Genomic DNA, 7,408 nt, shown 5'->3' on the forward strand with positions numbered 1-7,408 from the left:
TCAGGCGCCGAGCTGGCGAGCGACGAAAGTCGTACGCAGCGGAAGCTTGGCGGCGGCCAGGCGGAACGCTTCGCGGGCGAGTTCTTCGGGCACGCCGACGATCTCGAACACGATCTTGCCAGGCTGGATTTCAGCGACGTAGTACTCGGGGTTGCCCTTACCGTTACCCATCCGCACTTCTGCGGGCTTGGTCGAGATCGGCTTGTCCGGGAACACGCGGATCCAGATACGGCCACCGCGCTTCACGTGACGCGAAATCGCGCGACGAGCGGCTTCGATCTGGCGCGCCGTGAGGCGGCCGCGGTCGGTGCATTTGAGACCGAAGTCACCGAACGCAACCGAGTTACCCGTGGTTGCGATGCCGGTGTTGCGGCCCTTTTGTTCCTTGCGGAACTTTCTGCGTGCAGGTTGCAGCATGTTTTATTACTCCGTGAGGGCCCCAGGCACTTGCGTGCCCGGGAGCGACCGATTACTCGGTCTTGGCACCGTCCGCTGCTGCAGCGGGCGCGGCTTTGCGGACGCGCTTAACGGCGGGTTTCGAGTCTGCACCGGCACCGCCGGTTGCTTCTGCGGGCTTGTCGCTGCCATCGGCCGGAGCGGTGTTGCCACCGATCGGGCCGCGGCCGCCGGCACGGGGGCCGGGACCACGACGGTCGCCACCCGGACGGTCGCCAGGGCGACCGTCACGGCGCGGACCGCGCGGACGACGTTCTTCTTCGGGACGCGGCGTTTCGACGGCCGGCAGGTCGTTACGACCCAGCGTGTCGCCCTTGTAGACCCAGACCTTGACGCCGATGACGCCGTAGGTGGTCTTGGCTTCCGAGGTGCCGTAGTCGATGTCGGCGCGCAGGGTGTGAAGCGGCACGCGGCCTTCGCGGTACCACTCGGTACGAGCGATTTCGATGCCGTTCAGGCGGCCAGCCGACATGATCTTGATGCCCAGGGCACCCAGACGCATGGCGTTCTGCATGGCACGCTTCATGGCGCGGCGGAACATGATCCGCTTTTCGAGCTGCTGCGTGATGCTGTCGGCGATCAGCTGCGCATCGATTTCGGGCTTGCGCACTTCTTCGATGTTGACCGCAACCGGCACGCCGAGCTGCTTGCCCAGTTCGCGCTTGAGGTTCTCGATGTCTTCGCCCTTCTTGCCGATCACGACGCCCGGACGTGCCGAGTAGATCGTGATGCGTGCGTTCTTGGCGGGACGTTCGATCATGACGCGCGACACCGAAGCGTTCTTCAGCTTCTTCTTCAGGTATTCGCGAACCTTGATGTCTTCGGCCAGCATGCCCGCGAAATCGCGGTCGCTTGCGTACCAGCGGCTGGACCAGTTACGGGTAACCGCAAGGCGGAACCCGGTTGGGTGGATTTTCTGTCCCATATTTCTTCCAGGCCTTCTTAGTTGCCAACCGTCACGTACACATGGCACGTGGGCTTGCTGATGCGATTGCCGCGACCCTTGGCCCGCGCGGTGAAGCGCTTGAGCGTTGCACCTTGCTCGACGTAGATGGTCTTGACCTTCAGCTCGTCGATGTCGGCACCGTCGTTGTGCTCGGCGTTGGCGATAGCCGACTCCAGCACCTTCTTGATGATCACAGCGGCCTTCTTCTGCGTGAACTGCAGAACGTTGAGCGCTTGATCGACCTTCTTGCCGCGGATCAGGTCAGCGACCAGACGGCCCTTGTCGACCGACAGGCGGACACCGCGGAGGACTGCACGTGTTTCAGACATGGTCGTTCCTTACTTCTTCTGGACTTTTTTGTCCGCGGGGTGCCCCTTGAACGTGCGCGTGAGCGCAAATTCGCCGAGCTTGTGGCCGACCATCTGGTCGGTGATGTACACGGGCACGTGTTGCTTGCCGTTGTGCACGGCGATGGTCAGACCGATGAACTCGGGCAGAACCATCGAGCGGCGCGACCAGGTCTTGATCGGCTTCTTGTCCTTGGTCGTCACGGCCTTGTCGGCCTTGGCCACGAGGTGGTGGTCGACGAACGGACCCTTTTTGAGAGAGCGAGTCATTGGCTATCCCTTACTTCTTGCGACGCGACACGATGAAGACCTGCGTGCGCTTGTTGTTACGGGTGCGATAGCCCTTGGTCAGGTTGCCCCATGGGTCGACAGGATGGCGGCCTTCGCCAGTCTTGCCTTCGCCACCACCGTGCGGGTGGTCGACCGGGTTCATCACCACGCCGCGAACGGTCGGGCGAATACCCATGTGACGCTTCACACCGGCCTTGCCGAGCTGGCGCAGGCTGTGTTCTTCGTTGGCAACTTCACCGATGGTCGCGCGGCATTCGATGTGAATGCGGCGGACTTCGCCCGAACGCATGCGGACCTGGGCGTAGACGCCTTCACGGGCCAGCAGCGTGGCCGACGTACCGGCCGAACGAGCGATCTGCGCGCCCTTGCCGGGTTGCAGTTCGATGCAGTGGATCGTCGAGCCGACCGGGATGTTGCGGATCGGCAGGGTGTTGCCGGCGCGGATCGGCGCTTCCGAGCCCGACAGCAGCGTTGCACCGGCTTCCAGACCGCGCGGGGCGATGATGTAGCGGCGCTCGCCGTCGGCGTAGCAGACCAGAGCGATGTGGGCGGTACGGTTCGGGTCGTATTCGATGCGTTCGACCTTGGCCGGGATGCCGTCCTTGTTGCGCACGAAGTCGACGACGCGGTAGTGGTGCTTGGCACCGCCGCCACGATGACGGATCGTGATGTGACCGTTGTTGTTACGGCCGGCCTTCTGGAACTGGGGTTCCAGCAGGGGAGCGTGAGGAGCACCCTTGAACAGGTGGTCACGCGAGATCTTCACCGCGCCGCGTTGGCCCGGCGAAGTGGGTTTCATCTTGATGACGGCCATGATTAAGCGCCTTCCCCGACGAGGTTGAGCTCTTGACCCGGCTTCAGGGTCACATAGGCCTTGCGCACGTTGTCGCGGCGGCCGATGGACTTGCCAAAGCGCTTGGTCTTGCCCTTGGTGTTGAGCACCGACACGCCCTGGACTTCGACCTTGAACATCAGTTCGACAGCGGCCTTGATCTCGGGCTTGGTGGCGTCTTGCAGCACCTTGAAAGTGACAGCGTTCGACTTCTCGCCGACCATCGTGGCCTTTTCGGACACGATCGGAGCGACCAGCACCGCCATCAGGCGGCCTTCTTCGAACGTACGTTCAGCGGCGGTAGGGTTCACGCGGCTCATGCGAACATCTCCTTGAGCTTGTCGACGGCACCCTTGGTGACCAGCACCTTCTTGTAGTGAACCAGCGACACCGGATCGGCGTAGCGGGGTTCGACCACGAGAACGTTCACCAGATTGCGCGAGGCAAGATACAGGTTTTCGTCGACTTCTTCGGCGATCACGAGCACGGACTCGAGATTCATCGCCTTGAAACGGGCAGCCAGCGGCTTGGTCTTGGGCGAATCGACCTTGATCGAGTCGACCACGGCCAGACGGCCTTCGCGAGCGAGTTGCGAGAAGATGGACGCCATGCCGGCGCGGTACATCTTCTTGTTGATCTTCTGCGAGAAGTTTTCGTCAGGCATGTTCGGGAAGATGCGACCACCCCCGCGCCACAGCGGCGAGGACGTCATACCGGCGCGGGCACGGCCCGTTCCCTTTTGCTTGAAAGGCTTCTTGGTCGAGTGCTTGACCTGTTCGCGGTCCTTCTGGGCGCGCGTGCCTTGGCGGGCGTTGGCCTGGAATGCAACGACGATCTGGTGGACCAGGTCTTCGTTGTAGTCACGGCCGAACACGGTCTCGGGGGCGTCGTACTTCGACGCGGCCTGGCCTTGTTCGTTCAGGAGTTCGAGTTGCATTACTTCGCTCCTTCAGCCGCTTGCGGCTTGGCCTTGATGGCGGGACGCACGGTGACGAAGCCACCCTTCGAACCCGGGATCGCGCCCTTGATGAGCAGCAGTTGGCGTGCTTCGTCGATGCGGAACACGTCGAGGTTTTGCGTCGTGCGGGTGACGTCGCCGAGGTGGCCCGTCATGCGCTTGCCGGGGAACACGCGACCGGGGTCTTGTGCCATACCGATCGAGCCGGGAACGTTGTGCGAACGGCTGTTACCGTGCGACGCGCGTTGCGAGCTCATGTTGTGACGCTTGATCGTGCCAGCGTAGCCCTTGCCGATGGAGGTGCCTTGCACGTCCACCTTCTGGCCCACGGTGAAAACGCTGTTCACGGCGATCACGCCGCCAGCCTTGTGCTGACCTGCGGTATCGGCGGTAACGCGGAATTCCTGGATGATTTCGCCTGCTTCGACACCCGCCTTGGCGAGGTGGCCGGCTTCGGGCTTGGTCACGCGCGATGCTTTGCGCGAACCGAACGTCACTTGCAGGGCGACGTAGCCATCGGTCTCTTGGGACTTGATCTGGGTCACACGGTTGTTGGACACATCCACCACCGTGACAGGAACTGCGTCCCCGTCATCGGTGAAGAGACGCATCATCCCCACCTTGCGGCCCAGCAACCCGAGGGAGTTGCTCAGACTCATATGTTTTCTCCAAAAATGGAAATCCTCTTCCGCCACTGCCACTTCAATTGGCAACAGCGTTTGCCAGATTTCTCCGGCTACGGAAGAAGGTTGATAAATCTCTGCCCGCATGGCGCCTTGCGGACGCAACAAGGGCAGAGCCAGCGATTATAGCCCGCGATGCGCGGGCCATGCAAGCGGCCGTTCAGGCCCCTTGTTCAGGGGCTCGAACGCAGGTTTCCCGCTTATTGAGCGGGCAGCGAGATGATCTTTTCGCCGCCGGGGACGGCCTTCACCTCGCCCGCCGGCTTCATGGAGGGCGCGTCCGAGCCGGTCTGCACAGGAATGGAGATGGCGCTGCGCGCGTTGCCCTGCGCGATGAAGACGTTCAGATAGGCGATGCCTTCGCGGTCGCTCACCACCGTGACGGTGGCGCTGGTACGTGCGCCTGGCGACAAAGTCAGCGTGTTGCTGCCCGACAACGTCAGCCCCGCGTCCGGGCTCAGGCGCACGGTCGCGCCGTCGGGGCTGGTGACGCCATCGAACTGCAGGGTGATGGCCGTCGGCTTGCCCACCTGGGGATTGCCGCTGAATTGGTACTGCAACGTGATGCCGGAGTCGTTGGACTTTCTGGACGCGGTGACCACGGGCTGGGCCGCCGACTGCCTGGCGCCTCGCGAGCCCGGCATGCCATCGGCCAGGACTGGCGCCGACGCCGTTGCCAGCGCAAGCCATGCCAGCGCCATCGTCGAATGGGTGCGGATGTTCATGGCGAGCCTTCCTATTGAACGAGAACGGAGAAACACCTTGGCGGCAGATTGTTCGCGCCGGACACCGGCGCATCGTCGCGCACCGCAAGAACGTAGTCACCGGCGCCCAGGCTGACCTTGTTGCTGCTCCTCGCGATCAATCCGCCCTTGAAGAGGTCGAAGTTCGGCAGGCCGCTCCCTCCGGTGAGCTGGATCGTGTAGTCGCGGCTCGCAGGTGCATTGAAGGCAAGGTACGAAATGTTGCCGAGCTTGTTGACGGTACCTGCCACGTTGGAGATGCAGGCAACGTTGGACGCCAGAACGCCGACCGCCACGGGCGTGTACAACGGCAGCACGCCGGGAACCGGCGTGGCGGCAGCACTGTCATCGCTCGTTTCACCGACGCCGTAGGCATCGGTGGACGTGATGCCCTGCCCCGCGAGCAGGGTTTTCAGCGCGGGCGCGCTCCCCGGGGCGACCGCATTGAACACCGAGGAGAACAGGTGGATCGACGTGACGGGCGTCGCACTGCGGAACTGGAAGCTCGTCATCGCGTCGTTGATCGGCTTGAATCCGACCTGCTGGTTCAGGTTCCAGAGAATGGACTGGATCGAAACCTCCCGGTACCAGCCGGGATTGGTCGATGGACCGGCCCGCAGGTCCACCGATATGGAATCGGTCGCCTGGCCGGGGCCGCGGGAATCCACGTAGGTGCTTCGGTCCAGCGCAATGCCCGACCAGGCATTGCCCCACCCTTCCGAGAACGCCAGCCGGCGGTCGACCCGGTCGCTGCCCGAATGCTCCCCGCCCGGCGAGTCGTCGCGGCTGAAGGACGACTGGTAGTAGTGCCCCCATTCGTGCGCGATCACCGGCGAGTCGAATTCGTCGGTGTCGACGCCTTCCTTGCCCAGCACGTAGATCTCGCGGCCGGTGCTCTTGCTGACGAAGTAGGTGGTGGTGATCTGGCCCAGCGCCGGGTTGCCGGGCGATGGTGCGTTGTTGGGGCTCCAGTACACGCGCAACGACGGGAAAGACGTAGCGGGCGCGACCGACAGCACCTTCTGCATTGCCGTGTATACCGTGTCGAGGATTGCAAAGGGCGCCGCCACACGCTGCGAGGCATACCTGGAACCGTCCCAGCCGGTTGCCGCCCGCAGGTCGCGGGTCGATGCCGCAGTGCCCGACGAGAACGCCGCCGTCTGCATCGAATACAAGGCGTTGCCCTGGGTGTTGTCGCGCACGCTGACATCCCAGGCCGCGCCGGGTGCGGTGCGGGTCAACTGGGCCCTCACGCGCACGATCACGGTTGCATTCGCCGGCACGCTCACCGAATACGCACCGTTGTCGTCGGTCGTGGCGACCGCGAGTTGCGCAGAAGTGGCGGCATCGACCACCTCCAGCGACGCGCCTCGCACAGGCTTGACGGACGTGGATGCATACACGAGGTTGCCGTTCGGATTGGGAACGGATTCATAGGTGGCCGTGCCCGTCAGGGTAACTGGACCCGCGCTCACCGGCGGCAGAAAAGGCAACACGCCCACGCCACCGCCTCCCCCTCCTCCACCGCCGCCGCCGCAGCCAGCCAGCAACGCCGTTGCAACGCATGCCGACGCAAACGCATAAGAGAACTTGTAGTTCATGACTGGTGCTGCCCTCGTTTCAGCCTCCGGTCGATACGCCGGAGTTGCCGCCGCGCGAGGATGCCATATCTGGGCAGAAAAGCACAAAGCCCGCCTGCATTTCTGCGGGCGGGCCTTGCTGAAAACACGACGAGTGTCGTGCTTCTTCTTACTGCAGCTTGATCTCGACGTCCACGCCGGCCGGCAGGTCGAGCTTCATCAGCGCGTCCACGGTCTTGTCGGTCGGGTCGACGATGTCCATCAGGCGCTGGTGCGTGCGGATTTCCAGCTGGTCGCGCGACGTCTTGTTGACGTGCGGCGAACGCAGGATGTCGAAACGCTTCATGCGGGTCGGCAGGGGCACGGGGCCCTTGACGATCGCGCCGGTACGCTTGGCGGTGTCAACGATTTCGGCTGCCGATTGGTCGATCAGCTTGTAGTCGAACGCCTTCAGGCGGATGCGGATTTTTTGCTTGGTTGCCATGGTGATTCCTTTGCGTCCGGCTTAGATGTCGAGGATCTTGGCAACGACGCCCGAACCCACGGTGCGGCCGCCTTCACGGATGGCGAAG

The 7,408-nt window shown here is 63.4% G+C and carries 11 protein-coding genes; all 11 read right to left on the bottom strand.

What is annotated here, in order from left to right:
• The 11 genes from rplP to rpsJ all read right to left on the bottom strand — a co-directional run bounded on the left by rplP (position 1) and on the right by rpsJ (position 7,320).
• Positions 1-417 (bottom strand): 50S ribosomal protein L16, encoded by a 417-nt coding sequence (gene rplP, locus AC1RVW_RS20605; protein ID WP_007838137.1) that lies wholly within the window; start codon positions 415-417, stop codon positions 1-3.
• 52 nt (positions 418-469) lie between these two features.
• Complete coding sequence (gene rpsC / locus AC1RVW_RS20610) at positions 470-1,381, bottom strand: 30S ribosomal protein S3 (protein WP_081266126.1); 912 nt, start codon at positions 1,379-1,381, stop codon at positions 470-472.
• A 17-nt stretch (positions 1,382-1,398) separates the two neighbouring features.
• Positions 1,399-1,731: a 50S ribosomal protein L22 gene (gene rplV / locus AC1RVW_RS20615; protein ID WP_007838134.1), complete on the bottom strand. Its 333-nt coding sequence runs from the start codon at positions 1,729-1,731 to the stop codon at positions 1,399-1,401.
• Between the two features lie 9 nt (positions 1,732-1,740).
• The gene (gene rpsS / locus AC1RVW_RS20620; protein WP_007838132.1) at positions 1,741-2,019 is read right to left on the bottom strand and encodes a 30S ribosomal protein S19; all 279 of its coding nucleotides are present in this window, start codon (positions 2,017-2,019) and stop codon (positions 1,741-1,743) included.
• A gap of 10 nt (positions 2,020-2,029) precedes the next feature.
• Positions 2,030-2,854 carry a 50S ribosomal protein L2 gene (rplB, locus tag AC1RVW_RS20625; protein WP_015867666.1) on the bottom strand — a complete coding sequence of 275 codons (825 nt, stop codon included), beginning with the start codon at positions 2,852-2,854 and terminating at the stop codon, positions 2,030-2,032.
• Positions 2,855-2,856: 2 nt separating this feature from the next.
• Positions 2,857-3,192, bottom strand: coding sequence for a 50S ribosomal protein L23 (rplW, locus tag AC1RVW_RS20630; RefSeq protein ID WP_007838129.1), 336 nt, complete (start codon positions 3,190-3,192; stop codon positions 2,857-2,859).
• A complete protein-coding gene (gene rplD, locus AC1RVW_RS20635) occupies positions 3,189-3,809 on the bottom strand; it encodes a 50S ribosomal protein L4 (protein ID WP_081266125.1) in 621 nt (206 codons plus the stop codon). Before rplD ends, rplW begins: the two co-directional genes overlap by 4 nt.
• Complete coding sequence (gene rplC, locus AC1RVW_RS20640) at positions 3,809-4,489, bottom strand: 50S ribosomal protein L3 (RefSeq protein ID WP_081266124.1); 681 nt, start codon at positions 4,487-4,489, stop codon at positions 3,809-3,811. Before rplC ends, rplD begins: the two co-directional genes overlap by 1 nt.
• 224 nt (positions 4,490-4,713) lie before the next feature.
• On the bottom strand, positions 4,714-5,238 hold the full coding sequence (locus AC1RVW_RS20645; protein ID WP_493202158.1) for a hypothetical protein: 525 nt from the start codon (positions 5,236-5,238) through the stop codon (positions 4,714-4,716).
• A gap of 11 nt (positions 5,239-5,249) precedes the next feature.
• Positions 5,250-6,857, bottom strand: coding sequence for a hypothetical protein (locus tag AC1RVW_RS20650; RefSeq protein ID WP_493202160.1), 1,608 nt, complete (start codon positions 6,855-6,857; stop codon positions 5,250-5,252).
• A 148-nt stretch (positions 6,858-7,005) separates the two neighbouring features.
• Positions 7,006-7,320 (bottom strand): 30S ribosomal protein S10, encoded by a 315-nt coding sequence (rpsJ, locus tag AC1RVW_RS20655; RefSeq protein WP_007838118.1) that lies wholly within the window; start codon positions 7,318-7,320, stop codon positions 7,006-7,008.
• Positions 7,321-7,408: the final 88 nt, after the last annotated feature.

It is taken from the genome of Variovorax sp. MPBD4-3, assembly GCF_058809745.1.

Bases quoted from the DNA above. Each gene is read 5' to 3' on its own strand.
- rplV (WP_007838134.1), bottom strand. From the start codon at position 1,731: ATGTCTGAAACACGTGCAGTCCTCCGCGGTGTCCGCCTGTCGGTCGAC.
- rpsJ (WP_007838118.1), bottom strand. From the start codon at position 7,320: ATGGCAACCAAGCAAAAAATCCGCATCCGCCTGAAGGCGTTCGACTAC.
- rpsC (WP_081266126.1), bottom strand. From the start codon at position 1,381: ATGGGACAGAAAATCCACCCAACCGGGTTCCGCCTTGCGGTTACCCGT.
- rplD (WP_081266125.1), bottom strand. From the start codon at position 3,809: ATGCAACTCGAACTCCTGAACGAACAAGGCCAGGCCGCGTCGAAGTAC.
- rplB (WP_015867666.1), bottom strand. From the start codon at position 2,854: ATGGCCGTCATCAAGATGAAACCCACTTCGCCGGGCCAACGCGGCGCG.
- AC1RVW_RS20650 (WP_493202160.1), bottom strand. From the start codon at position 6,857: ATGAACTACAAGTTCTCTTATGCGTTTGCGTCGGCATGCGTTGCAACG.
- rplP (WP_007838137.1), bottom strand. From the start codon at position 417: ATGCTGCAACCTGCACGCAGAAAGTTCCGCAAGGAACAAAAGGGCCGC.
- rplC (WP_081266124.1), bottom strand. From the start codon at position 4,489: ATGAGTCTGAGCAACTCCCTCGGGTTGCTGGGCCGCAAGGTGGGGATG.
- rpsS (WP_007838132.1), bottom strand. From the start codon at position 2,019: ATGACTCGCTCTCTCAAAAAGGGTCCGTTCGTCGACCACCACCTCGTG.
- rplW (WP_007838129.1), bottom strand. From the start codon at position 3,192: ATGAGCCGCGTGAACCCTACCGCCGCTGAACGTACGTTCGAAGAAGGC.
- AC1RVW_RS20645 (WP_493202158.1), bottom strand. From the start codon at position 5,238: ATGAACATCCGCACCCATTCGACGATGGCGCTGGCATGGCTTGCGCTG.